Annotated in this window: 18 protein-coding genes; 4 read left to right on the top strand and 14 right to left on the bottom strand. The window is 65.6% G+C overall.

Annotated features, from left to right (window positions below; translation table 11 throughout):
• Positions 1-6 precede the first annotated feature (6 nt).
• On the top strand, positions 7-1122 hold the full coding sequence (locus ACM42_RS12205) for an ABC transporter ATP-binding protein (RefSeq protein WP_271528152.1): 1116 nt from the start codon (positions 7-9) through the stop codon (positions 1120-1122).
• Entirely contained in the window at positions 1119-1886 is a 768-nt protein-coding gene (locus ACM42_RS12200; protein WP_271528151.1) for an SDR family NAD(P)-dependent oxidoreductase, read from the top strand. The genes ACM42_RS12205 and ACM42_RS12200 overlap by 4 nt, the downstream gene beginning before the upstream one ends.
• A 47-nt stretch (positions 1887-1933) precedes the next feature.
• On the opposite strand, the gene lpxB is transcribed toward ACM42_RS12200, so the two are convergent.
• Genes lpxB through lpxA form a run of 3 tightly spaced genes read right to left on the bottom strand, consistent with a single transcriptional unit; the run spans position 1934 to position 4777 of the window.
• On the bottom strand, positions 1934-3112 hold the full coding sequence (gene lpxB / locus ACM42_RS12195; protein ID WP_271528150.1) for a lipid-A-disaccharide synthase: 1179 nt from the start codon (positions 3110-3112) through the stop codon (positions 1934-1936).
• Positions 3109-3966 carry an LpxI family protein gene (locus ACM42_RS12190; RefSeq protein WP_158626710.1) on the bottom strand — a complete coding sequence of 286 codons (858 nt, stop codon included), beginning with the start codon at positions 3964-3966 and terminating at the stop codon, positions 3109-3111. The genes lpxB and ACM42_RS12190 overlap by 4 nt, the downstream gene beginning before the upstream one ends.
• 19 nt (positions 3967-3985) lie before the next feature.
• Complete coding sequence (lpxA, locus tag ACM42_RS12185) at positions 3986-4777, bottom strand: acyl-ACP--UDP-N-acetylglucosamine O-acyltransferase (RefSeq protein ID WP_271528149.1); 792 nt, start codon at positions 4775-4777, stop codon at positions 3986-3988.
• Between the two features lie 176 nt (positions 4778-4953).
• Between lpxA and ACM42_RS12180 the strand changes: the two genes are divergently transcribed.
• Positions 4954-5277, top strand: a complete 324-nt coding sequence (locus ACM42_RS12180; RefSeq protein WP_271528148.1) for a KTSC domain-containing protein — start codon at positions 4954-4956, stop codon at positions 5275-5277.
• A gap of 25 nt (positions 5278-5302) precedes the next feature.
• On the opposite strand, the gene fabZ is transcribed toward ACM42_RS12180, so the two are convergent.
• The 11 genes from fabZ to ACM42_RS12125 form a co-directional block, all read right to left on the bottom strand.
• A complete protein-coding gene (gene fabZ / locus ACM42_RS12175) occupies positions 5303-5764 on the bottom strand; it encodes a 3-hydroxyacyl-ACP dehydratase FabZ (protein WP_024341283.1) in 462 nt (153 codons plus the stop codon).
• Positions 5761-6828, bottom strand: a complete 1068-nt coding sequence (lpxD, locus tag ACM42_RS12170) for a UDP-3-O-(3-hydroxymyristoyl)glucosamine N-acyltransferase (protein ID WP_271528147.1) — start codon at positions 6826-6828, stop codon at positions 5761-5763. The genes fabZ and lpxD overlap by 4 nt, the downstream gene beginning before the upstream one ends.
• 125 nt (positions 6829-6953) lie before the next feature.
• Positions 6954-9494 carry an outer membrane protein assembly factor BamA gene (gene bamA, locus ACM42_RS12165; RefSeq protein ID WP_271528146.1) on the bottom strand — a complete coding sequence of 847 codons (2541 nt, stop codon included), beginning with the start codon at positions 9492-9494 and terminating at the stop codon, positions 6954-6956.
• Between the two features lie 176 nt (positions 9495-9670).
• Positions 9671-10822 carry an RIP metalloprotease RseP gene (gene rseP, locus ACM42_RS12160; protein ID WP_035670731.1) on the bottom strand — a complete coding sequence of 384 codons (1152 nt, stop codon included), beginning with the start codon at positions 10820-10822 and terminating at the stop codon, positions 9671-9673.
• 44 nt (positions 10823-10866) lie between these two features.
• Positions 10867-12090: a 1-deoxy-D-xylulose-5-phosphate reductoisomerase gene (dxr, locus tag ACM42_RS12155; RefSeq protein ID WP_271528145.1), complete on the bottom strand. Its 1224-nt coding sequence runs from the start codon at positions 12088-12090 to the stop codon at positions 10867-10869.
• Between the two features lie 4 nt (positions 12091-12094).
• Positions 12095-12937 carry a phosphatidate cytidylyltransferase gene (locus ACM42_RS12150; protein ID WP_271528144.1) on the bottom strand — a complete coding sequence of 281 codons (843 nt, stop codon included), beginning with the start codon at positions 12935-12937 and terminating at the stop codon, positions 12095-12097.
• Positions 12934-13692 (bottom strand): isoprenyl transferase, encoded by a 759-nt coding sequence (locus ACM42_RS12145; protein ID WP_271528143.1) that lies wholly within the window; start codon positions 13690-13692, stop codon positions 12934-12936. Before ACM42_RS12145 ends, ACM42_RS12150 begins: the two co-directional genes overlap by 4 nt.
• A 10-nt stretch (positions 13693-13702) precedes the next feature.
• On the bottom strand, positions 13703-14266 hold the full coding sequence (gene frr, locus ACM42_RS12140; RefSeq protein ID WP_027575609.1) for a ribosome recycling factor: 564 nt from the start codon (positions 14264-14266) through the stop codon (positions 13703-13705).
• Positions 14267-14333: 67 nt separating this feature from the next.
• Positions 14334-15050, bottom strand: coding sequence for a UMP kinase (gene pyrH / locus ACM42_RS12135; RefSeq protein ID WP_271528142.1), 717 nt, complete (start codon positions 15048-15050; stop codon positions 14334-14336).
• A 60-nt stretch (positions 15051-15110) separates the two neighbouring features.
• A complete protein-coding gene (gene tsf / locus ACM42_RS12130) occupies positions 15111-16034 on the bottom strand; it encodes a translation elongation factor Ts (RefSeq protein ID WP_131868196.1) in 924 nt (307 codons plus the stop codon).
• 132 nt (positions 16035-16166) lie between these two features.
• Complete coding sequence (locus tag ACM42_RS12125; RefSeq protein WP_271528141.1) at positions 16167-17162, bottom strand: 30S ribosomal protein S2; 996 nt, start codon at positions 17160-17162, stop codon at positions 16167-16169.
• Positions 17163-17408: 246 nt separating this feature from the next.
• Between ACM42_RS12125 and ACM42_RS12120 the strand changes: the two genes are divergently transcribed.
• On the top strand, positions 17409-17593 hold a 185-nt coding region (locus tag ACM42_RS12120), incomplete at its 3' end, for a hypothetical protein (protein ID WP_271528140.1).

Raw genomic sequence — 17593 nt, 5'->3', positions numbered from 1 at the left:
GCAGTCATGGCAGCACTGAGCATTCGCGCCCTGTCCAAGCGCTACGCCAATCTGGAGGTGCTCAAGGACATCGCGCTCGACATCGAGAGCGGCGAGTTCACCGTGCTGGTCGGGCCGTCCGGCTGCGGCAAGTCCACCCTGCTCAACATCGTCGCAGGCCTCGACCGGCCGAGCGCGGGGACGGTCGAGATCGGCGGACGCGTGGTCAACGACATCCCGCCCAAGGACCGCGACATCGCCATGGTGTTCCAGTCCTACGCGCTCTATCCCTCGATGACGGTGCGCCAGAACATCACCTTCGGTATGGAATGCCGCCATGTACCGAAGGCCGAGCAGGACAAGGCGGTCGCGAACGTCGCAAAGCTGCTCCAGATCGAGCCGCTGCTCGGCCGAAAACCCTCGCAATTGTCCGGCGGCCAGCGCCAGCGCGTGGCGATGGGCCGTGCGCTGGTGCGCGATCCCCTGCTCTTCCTGTTCGACGAGCCGCTGTCCAATCTCGACGCCAAGCTGCGCGTCGAGATGCGGATGGAAATCAAGCGGCTGCACCAGCGCATCGGGGCCACCATCGTCTATGTCACCCACGACCAGATCGAGGCCATGACGATGGCGACCCGGATCGCCGTGATGCATCAGGGCAGCGTGCAGCAATTCGCCGACCCCGATACCGTGTACCGCTACCCCGCCAACCTGTTCGTCGCACGCTTCATGGGCTCGCCGCCGATGAACACCATGCCGGCGCGGCTGGAGACCGGTACCGGCGGGCCTGTGGTCGTGGTCGGCGCCGGGCGGCCGGACGAGGTCCGCTTGCAGCTGCGGGGCTACGATAGCGCCGCATCCTATATTGGCCGCGAGGTGGTGCTTGGGATCAGACCGGAATGCATCGCCGAGGGGGACCGCGTGTTCTCCGGCGCAGCAAGCTCGCCCGTTGTCGTCACCGCGCCGGTCGAGATGGTCGAACCCACCGGTGCCGAGACCATCGTCCTGCTTCGGCTTGGCGGCGAGCCGGCGCAGGCGCGCATCTCTCCGGACGTTCGCCCGACGCCCGGCTCCCCCGCCCCCTTTGCGCTCGACACCCGGCGCATCTGCCTGTTCGACCCCGAGACGGAGCGACTGATCGCATGACCCAGACGAGCTATGCCGGCCTCGCGGACCGCGTGGTGCTGATCACCGGTGGCGCCAGCGGCATCGGTGCCGCTTTCGTACGAGCCTTCGCGGCTCAGGGCGCGCGCGTCGCCTTCCTCGACATCGACACCAATGCCGGCGAAACGCTGGTGCGAGAGATCGCGGCCGCAGGCAGGACCGCGCCGTTGTTCGTGCCCTGCGATCTCCTGGACATCGAGGCCCTGCGCACCGCGATGATCGACATCCACCGCTCCCTCGGCGATGCCGCCGTCCTCGTGAACAACGCCGCCAACGATCAGCGCCATGTGCTCTCCGAGGTGACGCCGGCCGAGTTCGACTGGACGATCGGCGTCAACCTCAAGCATGTCTTCTTCGCAGCGCAGACGGTTGTGCCGCAGATGCAGGCGCGTGGCGGCGGTTCGATCATCAACATGTCGTCGGTCGCCTGGATGCGCGGCGCGCCGGCGCTGCCGGCCTATGCCGCGGCGAAGGCCGCGATCGTCGGCTTCACCAACTCGCTGGCCCGGATCGTCGGCCCCGACCGCATTCGCGTCAACGCGATTGCACCGGGGATGGTGATCACCGAGCGCCAGCGCCGGCTGTGGTATCCGGACGAACGGGTGATTGCGGGCATGCGCTCGCGCCAAGCCGTGCCGGATGCGGTGACGCCGGATGACATCGCCAATATGGCGCTGTTCCTCGCTTCCGACGAAAGCCGGCGCATCACCAGCCAGTGTTTCCGGGTCGATGGTGGACTTACGTAGAATGTGATCCGGCCACCCTGGCGCTCGCCCCCTGCAAGACCCCTCGTCTACCGCCGCCCCTTGCGCATCGTTGCCAGCACGATGTCGGCCGCGAGCACGCTCGGCGACTTGTTGCCGGTCGACATGATCTGATCGAGCTGGGCGAAGGCCTCGACCTGCTGCCGGCGGAGCGGCGAATCCGTCAGCAGCTCGGCGAGCGCTGGCGCCAGCTTCTCCGGCGTGCAGTCCTCCTGCAGATACTCGGGAATGACATCCTTGCCGATCACGAGATTGGCAAGGATCACCGAGGAGACGCGGATCGCGCGGCGCAGGATGAAGGCTTCGATCGCGCCGACGCGATAGGCCGTCACCATCGGAATGCCCGACAGCGCAAGCTCGAGCGTCACCGTGCCGGACTTGGCCAGCGCGGCGTGGGCAATGCGGAAAGCGGCACGCTTCTCGTTCTCGCCGATCACGATCTGCGGCTTGACCGGCCAGTTCGCGATGCCCCCGCGGATGGTGGCTTCGAGATGCGGCATGGTCGGCAGCATCAGCTCGAACGTGCGGCCCGCCGCCTGCAACCGGCCGAGCGCCGCACCGAACACGTCGAGGTGATGCCGGATCTCGCTGCGGCGGCTGCCGGGCAGTACCAGCAGCACCGGCGGCGCGCCGTCGCGGCGCGCCTGCTCCTCTGCGTTCGGCCGCAGCGAGGACAATTGCTCGATCAGGGGATGGCCGACATAGCTGCAGGGCGGCCCGCCGAGCTTGCGGTATTCCTCCGGCTCGAACGGCAACAGGCCGAGCACATGGTCGACATAGCCGAGCATGGTCCGTGCGCGTCCCGGCCGCCACGCCCAGAGCTGCGGCGAGACGTAATCGACGATCGGGATTCCGGGACTGCGCGAACGCACGCGCCGGGCGACGCGATGGGTGAAGTCGGGGCTGTCGATGATGACGAGGGCGTCGGGCGCGGCCTCGGCCACCGCGTCAGCGGTCTCTCGGATCAGCCGCAGGATCTTCGGCAATTGCTGGACCACGGCGGCAAAGCCGACGATCGAGAGCTCCTCGATCGGAAACAGCGATTCGAGCCCTTCACGCGCCATGGTGCGGCCACCGACGCCGACGAACTGCACACCGTCGCCGAAGCGCTGGCGCAGCACCTTCATCAAGGCGCTGCCGAGCCGATCGCCGGATTCCTCCGTGGCGATCAGGAAGATCTTGCGCATGGGATCGCGCCCCTGCATCACGCGGGCAGGCCGATGATGAAGAGATATTTGGCGTCGGCAAGCGCGATCATCGCTTGCGGCTCCGCGGCAATGGTGTTGCCGGCAATGACGGCGATGCCCGCAAGGCCGGCGGCCGCGACGCCCTCGATCGTGCGCGGGCCGATCGTCGGCAGGTCGAAACGTAGATCCTGGCCGCTCTTCGGCGCCTTCACCAGCACGCCGCGACCCGTGGCGGCACGGATGCGGCCCTCCTCACGCAGCCGCGCGACGCGGGCGAGCAGCGCGTCGGTGCCCTCGATGTCCTCGACCGCTACGACATGGCCGTCGATCACCACGGCAGCCTGGCCGATGTCGAACGGACCGAGCGCGGTCAGCACCGCGCGCCCGCGCTCGATGTCGGCCTTGCTGGTGTCGCTGGGCCAGGCGCGACTGATGCAGCCCTCGGGCATCAGGAGATCCGGTGCGACGTCCTTGATGCCGACCATGCGAAAGCCGTCCTGCTCGAGCATGCGGCCGACACCGGACAACAGATGATCGTCGCCGCCGCGAAAGGCGCGGATGACGTTGCCGAGCAGGCGCAGCGTCTTGACGTCGAAACGGATCTCCGACAGCGAAGGCCGCACCAGCGTGCCGATGAAGATCAGGTCGCGGCAGCCCTCCTCGCGAAACAGCCGCATCGCGCGGCCGAGCTGGCCGACCGAGATCCAGCGATGGCGGAATTTCTCCACCCGCACGGGATCGCAGGCCCCGCGCAGCGGAAACAGCACTGGCGTAATGCCGTGCGCGGCGAGCGACTCGGCGACCGCGAACGGCATGGCGCCGCCGCCGGCGACAATGCCGACCGGTGATGAAACCTGCGAAGCCGCCGATGTCATGCCCGCGGCCATCCCGGACTCACTTCGCGATGGCGGGGAGACAGAGCGGACGCTTGCCCTTGCCGATGAAGTCGAGGATTTCGGCGATCGCGGGGTCTTCGCCTGCGAGCGGCCGCGCCGCCTCCAGACGCTCCGCAAACGTGCCGGGCCCGTGGAAGAGCTTCTGGTAGAACGCGCGCACGGTCGCGAGCCGCTGCCTGGTGAACTTGCGACGCTTCATGCCGATCAGGTTGAGGCTCTCCAGCACCGCGTACTGGCCGTTGACGAGCCCATACGGGATGACGTCGTCGCGCACACCGCAGACACCTCCGACCATGACATAGGAGCCGATGCGGGTGAACTGGTGCACAGCAGACAGGCCGCCGATGTAAACGGCATCGCCGATCTCGCAATGGCCGCCGAGTGTTGCTGACGTCGCGAAGATCACGTTGTCGCCGACCATGCAGTCATGGCCGACATGGCTGTTGTTCATGAAGTAACCGCCGCTGCCGACGCGCGTCAGTCCGCCGCCCTTGATGGTGCCGACATTCATCGTCGCACCTTCCCGGATGGTGCAGCCCGAGCCGATCTCAAGCCGGGTCGGCTCGCCCCTATAGCTGAGATCCTGAGGCGCACCGCCGAGCACGGCGAACGGCGAAATCACGCAGCCGTCCCCGACCGAGGTATGGCCGATGATTGTGGCCTGTCCGATCAACCTGCAATTCGCGCCGATCACGACGTTCGGGCCGATGATGCAATAGGGTCCGATCTCGGAGCCCTCGCCGATCACGGCGCCGTCCGCGATCCGTGCGGTGGGATCAATCTTGCTCATCAAGCCAATCTTACTCGTCAAGAAGGTCTGGTTATGTGTTGAAGTCGCTTGGTTTTCCGCTCGTTAGCGCGACTATGCCCGATCTGTCCAGTGACGTATCATCTCGGCGTATTTCAAGTGCCGGATGAAGCGGTCCTGCCGGCCCATCAACATGTTCATACGGAGCTTCAGCTATCGTGGTCAGGGCCCTGGTCCTTCTGCTTGCACAGCTCGCCGGTACACCGATCGTGTCCGAGACGGTCGAGACCGGTGAACGCCAGCTCATCGATCTCGGCACGTTCGAGTGCCGCGACATCACCAGGAGCACGGTGCTTCAGCGGGTCTGTTACGATCGCGCGCGGCAGGATCTCGTCGTCGCGGCTGACGGCGCCTATGACCGCTATTGCGGCGTGACGGCCGACACGGTCGAACGCCTCCTGGGCGCGCCGTCCATGGGCCAGTTCTTCAACCAGAATATCAGGCGAGAGACGGCCGGCAGCCGTTACGATTGTCGCGCGTGAGGCCCATGCGGGAGCATCTGGCCGCTCAGTCCGTCAGCATGGCGCCGACATCGGCCTCCGCGACGACCTGCCCGTTGACCTTGGCGTCGCCGTGAAACCACCACATGGCCTTGCGGCGCCCGAGCGAGCGCATGTGATATTCGATGGTGTCGCCGGGCAGCACCGGCTTGCGGAACTTGCACTTGTCGATGGTGAGGAAATACACCGCCCGCGGCTTCTCGGTGCCTTCGACCGACTTGATGCCGATCACGCCCGCGGTTTGCGCCATCGCCTCGATCATCATGACGCCGGGATAGACCGGGCGCTCGGGGAAATGCCCCTGGAACGCCGGCTCGTTGAAGGTGACGTTCTTGATGCCAATGCCGCTGTAATCGGCGCGGATGTTGATCACGCGGTCGATGAGCAGCATCGGAAAACGGTGCGGCAGGGTCTGGAGGATGGCGTTGATATCCACCAGCTCGAACTTAACAGGTGATTCCGCCGTCATTCCCGTCCCTCGTCCTTCGGCTCGGCCTTGCTGTCGCGTACCAGGCGCTCCACCGCGATGATCTCCTTGAACCACTGCTTGGTCGGTTTGGCGAAATGCCCGCCCCAGCGGCCGCCCGGCGGAATGTCGTCCTTGACCGCGCTCATGGCGGTGACCTGAGCCCCGTCGCCGATCTTGAGGTGATTGTTGATGCCAACCTTCGCTCCAAGCGCCACGTTGTCGCCGATGGTCAGGCTGCCGGCGAGGCCGATCTGTGCCGCCAGCAGGCAGTGCCGGCCGATCGTCACATTGTGGCCGATCTGGACCTGATTGTCGATTTTGGTCCCCTCGCCGATCACGGTGTCCCGCAAGGAGCCGCGGTCGATCGTGGTGTTGGCGCCGACCTCGACGTCGTTCTGGATCAGCACGCGCCCGGTCTGCGGCACCTTCAGATGGCCCTCGGGGCCGAAGAAGATGAAGCCGTAACCGTCCTGGCCAATCGAGCAGCCGGGATGGATCAGCACGTTGTTGCCGATCAGGGCGCACTGGATCGCCGTGCGGGCGCCGACGTTGCAGTCCCGGCCGATCTTGACGCCGGGGCCGATCACCGCTCCGACGCCGATCACGGTGCCGCTGCCGATCTCGACGCCCGGGCCGATCACGGCCAGGGGATCGACGATCACGCCGTCCTCGAGCCGGGCCGAGGGATCGATGATCGCCGAGGGCGCGATACCGTCATTGCCGACCCAGGATTGCGGCCTCAGCGCGTCCCCGTGCCATTCGCGCGCGATCCTGACGAAGGCGCGGAACGGCTGCGCCACCCGCAGCACGGCCACATGTGCGGGCACCTCCGCCTCGAAACGCGGACTGACCAGACAAGCGCCCGCCCTGGTTGCCTTGAGCTGCTCGGCATATTTGAGATTGTCGAAGAATGCCAGATGCATCGGGCCGGCTTCGTCGAGCGACGCCAGGCCCGTAATGACATGGCCGCCCCTCGCGGGGTCGACCAGCTGCGCCTTGGTCAGCGTGGCGATATCGGCCAACGCTGTGGCAGGCGGTTTTGTGAAGAAGATCGGCTGCGCCATTCCACCCCGTCGCGGTCCGGCTTCGGCATGAAGCGGTCGGGCCGCATCATGCCTCATGTCTTGGATTGGCACGATCCCTTTCGGAAACCGGCTCCAGTGATCCGGATCGTGCCGTGCTGATCGAATTAGAACGTGGTGCCGCCGCCGAACCGGAACTCCTGCGTGCGGTCGTATTTGCCCTTGGTGAGCGGCACGGCGTAGTCGAAGCGCAGCGGGCCGAACGGCGACTGCCAGATCAGGCCGACACCAACCGACGTGCGGACCACCTTGCTGTCGTCAAACACGAGACCGGTACAGGTGCCCGCTGATGACGGATTGATGGTCGACGGGATACAGCCGGGCGCATTGACCTCGTTGGTCGTGGTCCAGCTCGTTGGCCCTTGGTAATCAAAGAGGCCGCCGGCATCGGCATAGACCGCACCCTTCAGACCCACTTCCTTGGGCAGGAACCAGAACGGCATCTGCAGTTCGAGCGAAGCACCCCAGTACTTGGTGCCGCCGAGCGCGTCCTGGGTACCGAAGGGATTCAGGTCGCGCGGGCCGATGCCGTTCGGGGCAAAGCCGCGGACGAGGTTCGGACCCATCTGGAAGTGGTCGAGCATGCGCAGATCGCTGCCTACCTTGGTCAGGATACCGCCCTGCAGACGGACGATGCCGACGATGTCAGACACCAGCGGAGTATAGTACTTTCCGTCCGCCACGGTCTTCAGATAGCTCACGTCGCCGCCAACGCCGGCGAAATCCTGCCGGAAGTCGATGAGCAGACCGTCGGTGGGGTTCTTGTTGTTGTCCAGCGTGTTGTAGGTCAGCGTGTAGCCGAGCGCCGAGGTCAGGGTCTTGCCGTTGGCAAGCTCCTTGCGCACCGGCAGCGAGGCTTCGCCATCGTTGTAGCAGCCCAGGCCGTTCGTCGACGCAAGGTTGATGCCGTTGGCATTGGCAAAGGCCGGGCTCGGATTGAACAACGGATTCGCGCTGCCATCGGGCAGGAACTGCACGTTGTTACAGTTCGCCAGGTAGCTCGGCAGCGTGATTTCCTGCTGGTAGATCGAGTAGCGCAGCTGGAGCGCCAGATCTTCACGCAAGGAGAAGCCGAGGCGCGGCGAGAAGCCGAGCGTCTTGGTGCCGTAGGAGATGTAGCTGTTGGCCAGCTGCTGGCGCTGATAGAGGTCGAGGCCGAGCGCGACGCGGTAGTCGAGCAGATACGGCTCGACGAACGACAGCGAGTAGCCGCGGGCGTACTGGCCATAGGTCACCGACGCCTTGGCGAACAGGCCGCGGCCGAGCAGATTGCGCTCGGAGACCGACACTTCGGCCAGCGCGCCGTCGGTGGTGGAGTAACCGCCCGAGATCGAGAAGTCGCCGGTCGATTTCTCTTCCATGTCGACGATCAGGATGACGCGGTCGCTCGACGAGCCCGGCTCGGTCGTGATCTTCACGCTCTTGAAATAGTCGAGGTTCTTCAGGCGCCGCTCGGCACGATCGACCAGCGCGCGGTTGTAGGCATCGCCTTCCGAGATGTCGAACTCGCGGCGGATCACGTAGTCGCGCGTGCGGGTGTTGCCGCGCAGGTTGATGCGCTCGATATAGGTGCGCGGGCCCTCGTCGATGTTGAAAACGACGGACACCGTGTGTGCCTCGAAGTTGCGGTCGCCGCCGGGCCGGACCACGGCGAAGGCATAGCCGCGGCGCGAGGCCTCGATCTGCATCTCCTCGACAGACTTCTCGACCGATTCGACGTTGTAGAGCGAGCCGACATTGACGCGCGAATAGCCGCGCATCGAGGTTGGATCGAAGTTCGGAATGCTCGAGCGGAAGTTGACCGCGGCGACGCGGTACTGCGCGCCTTCCTCGATCTTGAAGGTGACGTTGAAGCCCTTCTTCTCCGGATCGTATTCGGTGAGCGCGGCCACGACCTGGACGTCGGCGAAGCCGTTCTTGAGGTAGAAGCGGCGGATCAGGTCGCGGTCGGCCTCGACGCGGTCGGGATCATAGATGTCGCCGCTGGCGAGAAAGCTCAGCAGGTTCGATTCGCGCGTCTTGATGACGTCCCTGAGGCGGTAGGACGAGAACGCGTTGTTGCCGACGAACTCGATCGACTTGACGCCGGTCTTGGCGCCCTCCTCGATCGTGAAGATCAGGTCAACGCGATTGTTCGGCTGCTCGATGACCTCGGGCGTGACGCGCACGTCGTAGCGGCCGGACCGGCGATAGATTTCGGCGATTCGCAGCGTGTCGGACTGCACCATGGCGCGGGAGAAAGTGCCGCGCGCCTTGGACTGGACTTCAGCGGAGAGCTGCTCGTCCTTGATCTTCTTGTTGCCCTCGAAGGCGAGGCGCCCGATCACCGGATTCTCCACCACGGAGACGATGATCTGGCCGCCGGGACCGCGGTTGATCCTGACGTCCTGGAACAGGCCGGTCTCGATCAACGCCTTGAGGCCGTCGTCGATGGCAGCCTGATCCAGGCGGCCGCCCGGACCCGGCTTGAAATAGGAGCGGATCGTCTCCACCTCGACCCGGCGATTTCCCTCGACGGAAATCGACTGGACGGTCTGAGCGAATGCAGACGAAGACACGAAAACAGCCCCAACCGGGGCAATCACCGGCGCGCCGAACATGATCAGGGTTGCGAGCAAGCCCCCCCGGAGTCGCAGTCCAAACTTCATCGCGCAACGCGCCCTTATCATTCCCTGCCAGACCCAACCCCAACGCCGGTCTGGAGATTCCCCAAGTTCAGGCCGCTTGTAGCCAATTTCACCGACGGCGCAAACGGCCGAAAGCGCCGTGATTTCAATTTCATTCCAGGACGTTGCTGAACAGCAACGCCACAAAAAAGCCTCGATCAGGAAGCGGCCATCCGCAGGATGTCGTTGTAGGTCGCAAACACCATCAACATCAGCACCAAGCCCAGTCCGATTCGGAACCCCATCTCCTGGGTCCGCTCGGACAAGGGCCGGCCACGGACCACCTCGGCCGCATAGAACATGAGGTGGCCACCGTCGAGCAGCGGGATCGGGAACAGGTTCAACAGGCCGATCGAGACCGACAGCACCGCGCAGAGATTGATGACGAACTGGAACCCGGCGCTGGCCGCCTGCCCCGACATCTTCGCGATTCCCAGGACGCCGCTGACCTCGTTCGGATTGCCCTGCCCGACGAACAGCGAGCCTAGGAACTTGAAGGTGCTGGTGATGATGAACCAGACCTGCTCGACCCCGATCTTGAGCGCCTCACCGACGCCGACCGGCGTGGTCGAGGCCTCCCCGGCCTGCGACTTGTGCTCGATACCGAGAACGCCGAGACGATGACTGTTGCCGAACGGATCCTTGCGCTCCAGCAGCGCCGGGGTCGCGGTCAGGGAGACGATGGCGCCGTCCCGCTTCACCTGGAACGCAAGCGCCGAACCTGCGTTCATCGCAACGATTCGCTGCATGTCGGCAAAGCTCTCGATCGGCTTGCCGTCGATCTGGATGACGACGTCGCCGACCTTGAAGCCGGCCGCAGCCGCCGCGCCGTCGGCGACCACACCGTCGACACGCGCGATCGTACTCGGCTTGCCATAGTAGAGCGCCATGCCAGCAAAGATCAGCGCGCCCAGGATGAAATTCGCGATCGGTCCGGCCGCGACGATGGCGGCGCGCGGACCGACCTTCTTGTGGTGGAAGCTGCCGGCGCGCTCCTCGGCCGTCATCGCCGCGAGCGTCTGGGACGACGGTGTCGAGGCCTCGCTCTCGTCGCCGAAGAACTTGACGTAGCCGCCGAGCGGGATTGCCGAGATCTTCCAGCGGGTGCCATGGCGGTCGTTGAAACCGACCAGCTCTGGTCCGAAACCGAGCGAGAAGGTCAGCACGCGAACACCCGCCCAGCGCGCGACCAGGAAATGGCCAAGCTCGTGGAAGAACACGACGATGGTCAGGACGAACAAGAAGGGGACTGCGTAACCGAGGAGCCCATGGCTCAACGTATTGAAACTATGGACGAAAAAGTCGATCATCGATTTCCCTCACCCAGCGCCGCAAGGCCCTGGCACCGAACCAGCTAGGATGCCTTTAAGGCAATTTGAGGCAATAGGGCGGCAGCCCTATTTCGCGCAACATGGTCAACGGATATTGCATCGTCGGCGGACGTCAGGGGCGCCTGGTTCCCACCTTTGATCCAATCGTCAAGGGTCGCCTCGACCAGCCGGGCAATCGCGCCGAACCGGATCTTGCCGGCGATGAAGGCGGCGACCGCGACCTCGTTGGCGGCGTTGTAGACGGTGGTCGCGCCCTTCCCGGTCCGGAGCGAATCGTAGGCCAGCCGAAGTCCGGGGAAGCGCTCGAAGTCCGGCGCTTCGAAGGTCAGCTGGCCGATCTTGGCGAGGTCCAGCCTGGCCGCCGGCCCCTTGATGCGATCGGGCCAGCCGAGGCAATGCGCGATCGGCGTCCGCATGTCGGGCGCGCCGAGCTGGGCCACGACGGAGCAGTCGGAGAACTCGACCATGCCGTGAATGATCGACTGCGGATGAACGAGCACGTCGATCTCGTCGGGCGCGAGCGCGAACAGATAGGACGCCTCGATCACTTCGAGCCCCTTGTTCATCATCGAGGCGGAATCGATCGTGATCTTCTGGCCCATGCTCCAGTTCGGATGCTTCAGCGCTTGCTCGAGCGTGGCTTGCTCGATGTCGGCGGGCTTCCAGGTCCGGAACGGACCTCCCGAGGCCGTGATGATGACGCGGACGAGCTCGTCGCGATTGCCTGAGCTCAGCGCTTGGAACAGCGCATTGTGCTCGGAATCGGCCGGCAGGATGCAGGCGCCCGCCTTTGCCGCGCGCTGCATGAAGAAATCGCCGGCGCAGACCAGACACTCTTTGTTGGCGAGCGCGACATGGGCACCGCGATCGACCGCCGCCAGCGCCGGCTTCAGTCCCGCTGCGCCGCTCACGGCCGCCATCACCCAGTCGGCCGGACGTGCGCCGGCCTCGATCACCGCGCTTTCGCCGGCGCCGCATTCGGTGCCGGTGCCCGCCAGCGCGGCCTTGAGCTCGCCGAGCTTGGAGGTGTCGGCGATCGCGACATAGCGCGCGGAGAATTCCCTGGCGAGCTTGGCCAGCGCCGCGACATTGCCGTTCGCCGTCAGCGCCTCGACACGGTAGCGCTCGGGCGAGGCGCGCAGCAGGTCCATCGTGCTGTCGCCGATCGAGCCGGTGGCGCCGAGAACCGTGACGCTGCGGACGCCGGACGCCGCAAGCCTGTTGTTACGCAATGGGACCGCGCTCATATCCTCACCAAACCATAAGACCGCTTCCGGCGCTATGCACACCGTGGCGGAGAAAGCCGATAATCCATGCCGCCAGGATGGCGGCGACGAAACCGTCCAGGCGGTCCATAAGCCCGCCATGGCCGGGAATTAAGTGACTGGAATCCTTGACTCCGAAGCGCCGCTTCACTGCGGATTCGAAGAGATCGCCGAGTTGCGATACCACCGACAGGACGGCGCTGACGAGCAGCAGTGGAACCGCCTTTCCGATCCCGCAGGCGGCAAAGCCGGCCGCAACGGCAAGGCTCGCCGCAAAGCCGCCGAGCGCTCCGGACCAAGTCTTTTTCGGGCTCACGCGCGGCCACAGTTTCGGCCCGCCGATGCTGCGGCCGGCGAAATAGCCGCCGATGTCGGTCGCCCACACCACGAGCAGCACGAACATCAGCGCGGCGAAACCGTTGACGAGATCCTGCCGCAAAAGGATCGAGGCCAGCAGCGCCGCCGACGCATAGGCAAACCCGGTCGCCGCCCAGAAGAACTTCCTCCGCGCAATCAGCGTGACGATCGCGCCGCCGAGGAAGCCGCTGATGACGGCCGTCTTGAGGGCACCGAAGGCCGTGCAAAATCCCACGATGGCAATGACGATCGTCCCCGCGCCCGTCAGCGCGACCGAGCTCGCGCCCACCACCATCAGCCATTCGGCGAACAGTCCGATCGAGACCAGGGTGACGAGAAGTGCCCAGAGCCAGCCGCCGGCGTAGGCGAGCGCAATGGCGAGCGGCGCCAGCACCACCCCTGCGAGGACTCGCAGCACGAGATTGCTCGGGGCAGGCTGAGCGCCCGCCGGTGCGGCGTCCGGTTCGCTCACGAGGCGTTTTTCGCGACCAGGCCGCCGAAACGGCGTTCGCGCCTGGCAAATTCGGCAATCGCGCTTTCCAGCGCCGCCTTGTCGAAGTCGGGCCAGTGGATCGGCACGAACACGAGCTCGCTATAGGCGGCCTGCCACATCAGGAAGTTGGACAGGCGCTGCTCCCCGCTGGTGCGGATGATGAGATCGGGATCGGGAATGTCGGGCGCGTCGAGATGCGCCCCGAGCGTCTCGGCGTCGATCGTGGCTGGATCCCGCTTGCCCTCCGCAACCTCGCGGGCGAGCTTCTGCGCCGCTTTCGCGATCTCCTGCCGCGAGCCGTAGTTGAAGGCGACGACGAGCGTCAGGCGCGTGTTGTCGCGTGTCAGCTCCTCGGCCTCGTTGAGGAGCCCGCAGATGTCGCTCTCGAGCCCCTCGCGCTCGCCGATGATGCGAACCTTGACGCCGTCGCGATGCAGGCTCGCCAGATCGTTGCGGATGAAGCGCCGCAGCAGGCCGAACAGGTCGCCGATCTCGCTCGCCGGGCGCGACCAGTTCTCCGAAGAGAACGAGAAGATGGTGAGATAGCGAATGCCGAGCTCGTGCGAGGCGCGCACCACGCGGCGCAGCGCATCCACACCGCGGCGATGCCCTTCCGCACGCGGCAGGCCGCGCGCGGCCGCCCAACGCCCGTTGCCATCCATGATGATGGCGACATGCGCAGGCGCCTCGGACCGGTCGGGTCCTTCCGTTGCTGGCGCGGCGGCGTTGGACATGGAAGCGGCCTTAGACGGTGAGGATTTCTTTTTCCTTGGCGGCCAGCAACTGGTCGATCTCGGCGATGGTCCCGTCGGTCGCCTTCTGCACCTCGTCGGCGTGACGCTTCTGATCGTCCTCCGACATCTCGTGATTCTTCTCGAGCTTCTTGAGCACGTCTAGGCCGTCGCGACGGACGTGGCGCGCGGCGACCTTGGCGGCTTCGGCGTATTTGTGCGCGACCTTCACCAGCTCCTTGCGCCGCTCCTCGTTGAGCTCGGGAATGCGCAGGCGCAGCACCTGGCCCTCGGTCGCAGGCGACAGGCCGAGATTGGAATCGACGATTGCCTTCTCCACCGCCTTGACCATCGACTTGTCCCAGACCTGCACCGAGATCAGCCGCGGCTCCGGCACGCTGACGGTGGCGAGCTGGTTCAGCGGCATATGGCTGCCATAGGCCTCGACCTGAACCGGATCGAGCATCGAGGCGGAGGCGCGGCCGGTGCGCAGGCCGCCGAGTTCGTGCTTGAGGGACTGGACGGCGCCCTGCATGCGGCGCTTCACTTCGTTGAGGTCGAAATTACCCGTGGCCATCACGTTTCTCCTTCAAAATCCCGGCAACCGCTCCGCGCCCTTCCCTCGGGGCACGCAAGACGAGCCGTCAGCCGGCGACGATGGTTCCGTGGCCGACGCCACGCAGAATCGCGCCGATCGACCCCGGCTCCGCGATCGAGAATACGATGATAGGCAGCGATGTCTCGCGGGCAAGCGCGAAGGCGGTCGCATCCATCACCTTGTAGCCGCCCTCGATCGCCTGCGAATGCGTCAGACGGTCGAACCGCGTGGCGGTCGGATCCGTCTTCGGGTCTGCCGAGTAGACGCCGTCGACATTGGTCGCCTTCAGGACCGCCTGCGCCCCGATCTCGGCGGCACGCAGCACCGCGGTCGTGTCGGTGGTGAAGTACGGATTGCCTGTCCCGCCGCCAAGCAGCACGATCCGGCCCTCGGCCAGGTATTTGTGTGCCGCAGTGCGGGTAAACAGCTCGGAAATCTCCGGCATGACGAAGGCCGACAGCGTCCGCGCCGGCGTTCCCTTGCGCTCGATCGCCGCTTCCAGCGCGAGGCAGTTCATCATGGTGGCGAGCATGCCCATGGTGTCGCCGGTTGTGCGCGACACCCCGCGGGAGGAGACCTCGACACCGCGGACCATATTGCCGCCGCCGATCACGACCGCGACCTCGGTGCCGAGATGGCGGGCCGCGATCAGATCGTCCACAACCCGGTCGACGGTCGGCTGATCGATGCCAAAGCCTTGCTGTCCCGCGAGATATTCGCCGGACAGCTTGATCACGACGCGACGGTAGACCGGATCAGTCATGAGCACCTTCCTTGTCCGGGCGCCGCTTCCGGCGGCACGCCGGAAGGAACGTTCCGGCGCTTACTTCTTGCCGCTGGCCGCGGCGACCTCGGCCGCGAAGTCACTTTCCTGCTTCTCGATTCCCTCGCCGAGAGCATAGCGCACAAAGCCCGCGATCTTCACAGCGCCGCCGACCTTGCCCTCGGCCTCCTTCACCGCCTGCGCCACCGACTTGCCGGTGTCGTGGATGAAGGCCTGCTCGAGCAGGCAGACTTCCTTGTAGTAGGTCTTGAGGCCGGACTCGACGATCTTCTCGATCACGTTCTCGGGCTTGCCCTGCTGGCGATATTTGTCGGCGAGCACGTCCTTCTCGCGCTTGACTACCGCCGGATCGAGGCCGGACGGATCGAGCGCCAGCGGGTTGGCGGCGGCGACATGCATCGCGATCTGGCGGCCGAGCGCGGCAAGCTCGTCGGCCTTGCCCGGCGATTCCAGCGCCACGATCACGCCCATCTTGCCGGCGCCGTCGATGACGGCGCCGTGGACATAGTGCGACACCACACCCTGGCTCACTTCGAGCTGGGCGGCGCGGCGCAGCGTCATGTTCTCGCCGATGGTGGCGATCGCGTCATTGATCGCGGTTTCGATCGTGACGTCACCGACCTTGGCGGCCTTGATCTTCTCGACGTCGGCGCCGACGTCGAAGGCGACCTGGGCGATCATCTTGACGAGGCCCTGGAACTGGCCGTTGCGCGCGACGAAGTCGGTCTCGGAATTGACCTCGACCACGACGCCCTTGGTGCCCTTGGTGAGCGCGCCGATCAGGCCCTCTGCCGCGACCCGGCCCGACTTCTTGGCAGCCTTGGACAGACCCTTCTTGCGAAGCCAGTCCTGCGCCGCTTCCATGTTGCCGTCGTTCTCGGTCAGCGCGGCCTTGCAGTCCATCATGCCTGCGCCGGTCGACTCGCGCAGATCCTTGACCATCGCCGCTGTGATCGTTGCCATCGTTGAAATCCTTTGTGCCTGCCGGTTTGCCGCAGCGTGGCATCGTAGCGCCCCGCCGCGCTCCATCTCAGCAATTTGCGTCAACTGGAATGGTGGCCGGATCCTATCCGGCCAACCCATCGCTCTTTTTGACTATTCCGCTTCCGCGGTCAGCGCCTTGGCCTTGGCCACCCAGGCGTCCGCGCGGCTCGGCAGACCGACTTCTTCGCCGATCGTGTGCGCGGTGTCGTGGTCGAGCTCGGCGAGCTGCCAATAGTGGAAGATGCCGAGGTCGTTGAACTTCTTCTCGATCGCACCCGACACGCCCGGGAGCTTCTTGAGGTCGTCGGCGGTGCCGCGCGGACCCGCAAGGCCCTGGAAACCGCTCGACGAGGGCGCCGGCAGCTCTTCGGCGACCGGCTGAGCCGAAGCGCCGACGTCGATGCCCGAATCGCCCTGGGCACGCGAGATGCCGTCGATCGCAGCGCGCGCGATGAGATCGCAGTACAGAGAGATGGCGCGGCCGGCGTCGTCATTGCCCGGCACCACATAGGTGATGCCCTTGGGGTCCGAATTGGTGTCGACGATCGCGGCGACCGGGATGTTGAGGCGCTGGGCCTCCTGGATCGCGATGTCTTCCTTGTTGGTGTCGATCACGAAGATCAGGTCGGGCAGACCGCCCATGTCCTTGATGCCGCCGAGCGAGCGGTCGAGCTTGTCGCGCTCGCGCTGAAGCGTCAGGCGCTCCTTCTTCGTGTAGGAATTGGCTTCGCCGCCCGAGAGCACGTCGTCGAGGTGACGCAGGCGCTTGATCGAGGCCGAGATCGTCTTCCAGTTGGTCAGCGTGCCGCCGAGCCAGCGCGAATTGACGAAATACTGCGCGCAGCGCTTGGCCGCGTCCGCGACGCCGTCCTGCGCCTGGCGCTTGGTGCCGACGAACAGGATGCGGCCGCCCTTGGCCACCGTGTCGCTGACGGCCTGGAGGGCCTGGTGCAGCATCGGCACGGTCTGGGCGAGGTCGACGATGTGGATGTTGTTGCGGGTGCCGAAAATGAACGGAGCCATTTTCGGATTCCAGCGGTGAGACTGGTGACCAAAGTGCACGCCAGCTTCGAGCAGCTGACGCATGGTGAAATCGGGTAGCGCCATCGTTCTAATTCTCCGGTTGGTTCCTCCGGAAACGTGTGAGCAAAACGGAGCGTTCTCGCCCCGGCTGCCACCGGACGGCCTTGTGAGCCATGTTTCCGTGTGAGATGGCGCGCTATATAGCGCCATTTCGGCCAGAAGCAAGGAAATAAGGGGCCATCCGGGACGCCCGCAAGCTCCCTGTCACTTCCCGACGTCCCTGCCCTTCAGCCTCCTAGCACTTGGGCTGGCCGGGCGGACAGGCCTTTGGTGGCGGGCCGGCTGGCCGTGGCGGGGGATGCGGCGCGGCACGCGGCGGCGCGGCCGCCATGGGAGGCGGTGCAGGCCGCGCAACCGGAGGTGGCGGCGGCGCGGGTCGCGCCATCGGAGGTGGAGGTGGTGCAGGACGCGCCATCGCAGGCGGAGGCGGCGCCGGTCGAGCAACGGGCGGCGGT

The sequence above is a fragment of the Bradyrhizobium sp. CCBAU 25338 genome (assembly GCF_028128965.1).
In the GTDB taxonomy this organism is placed as follows: domain Bacteria; phylum Pseudomonadota; class Alphaproteobacteria; order Rhizobiales; family Xanthobacteraceae; genus Bradyrhizobium; species Bradyrhizobium liaoningense.
Note: the sequence above shows the minus strand (reverse complement) of the source record. Positions and strands in the feature narration are given on the sequence as shown.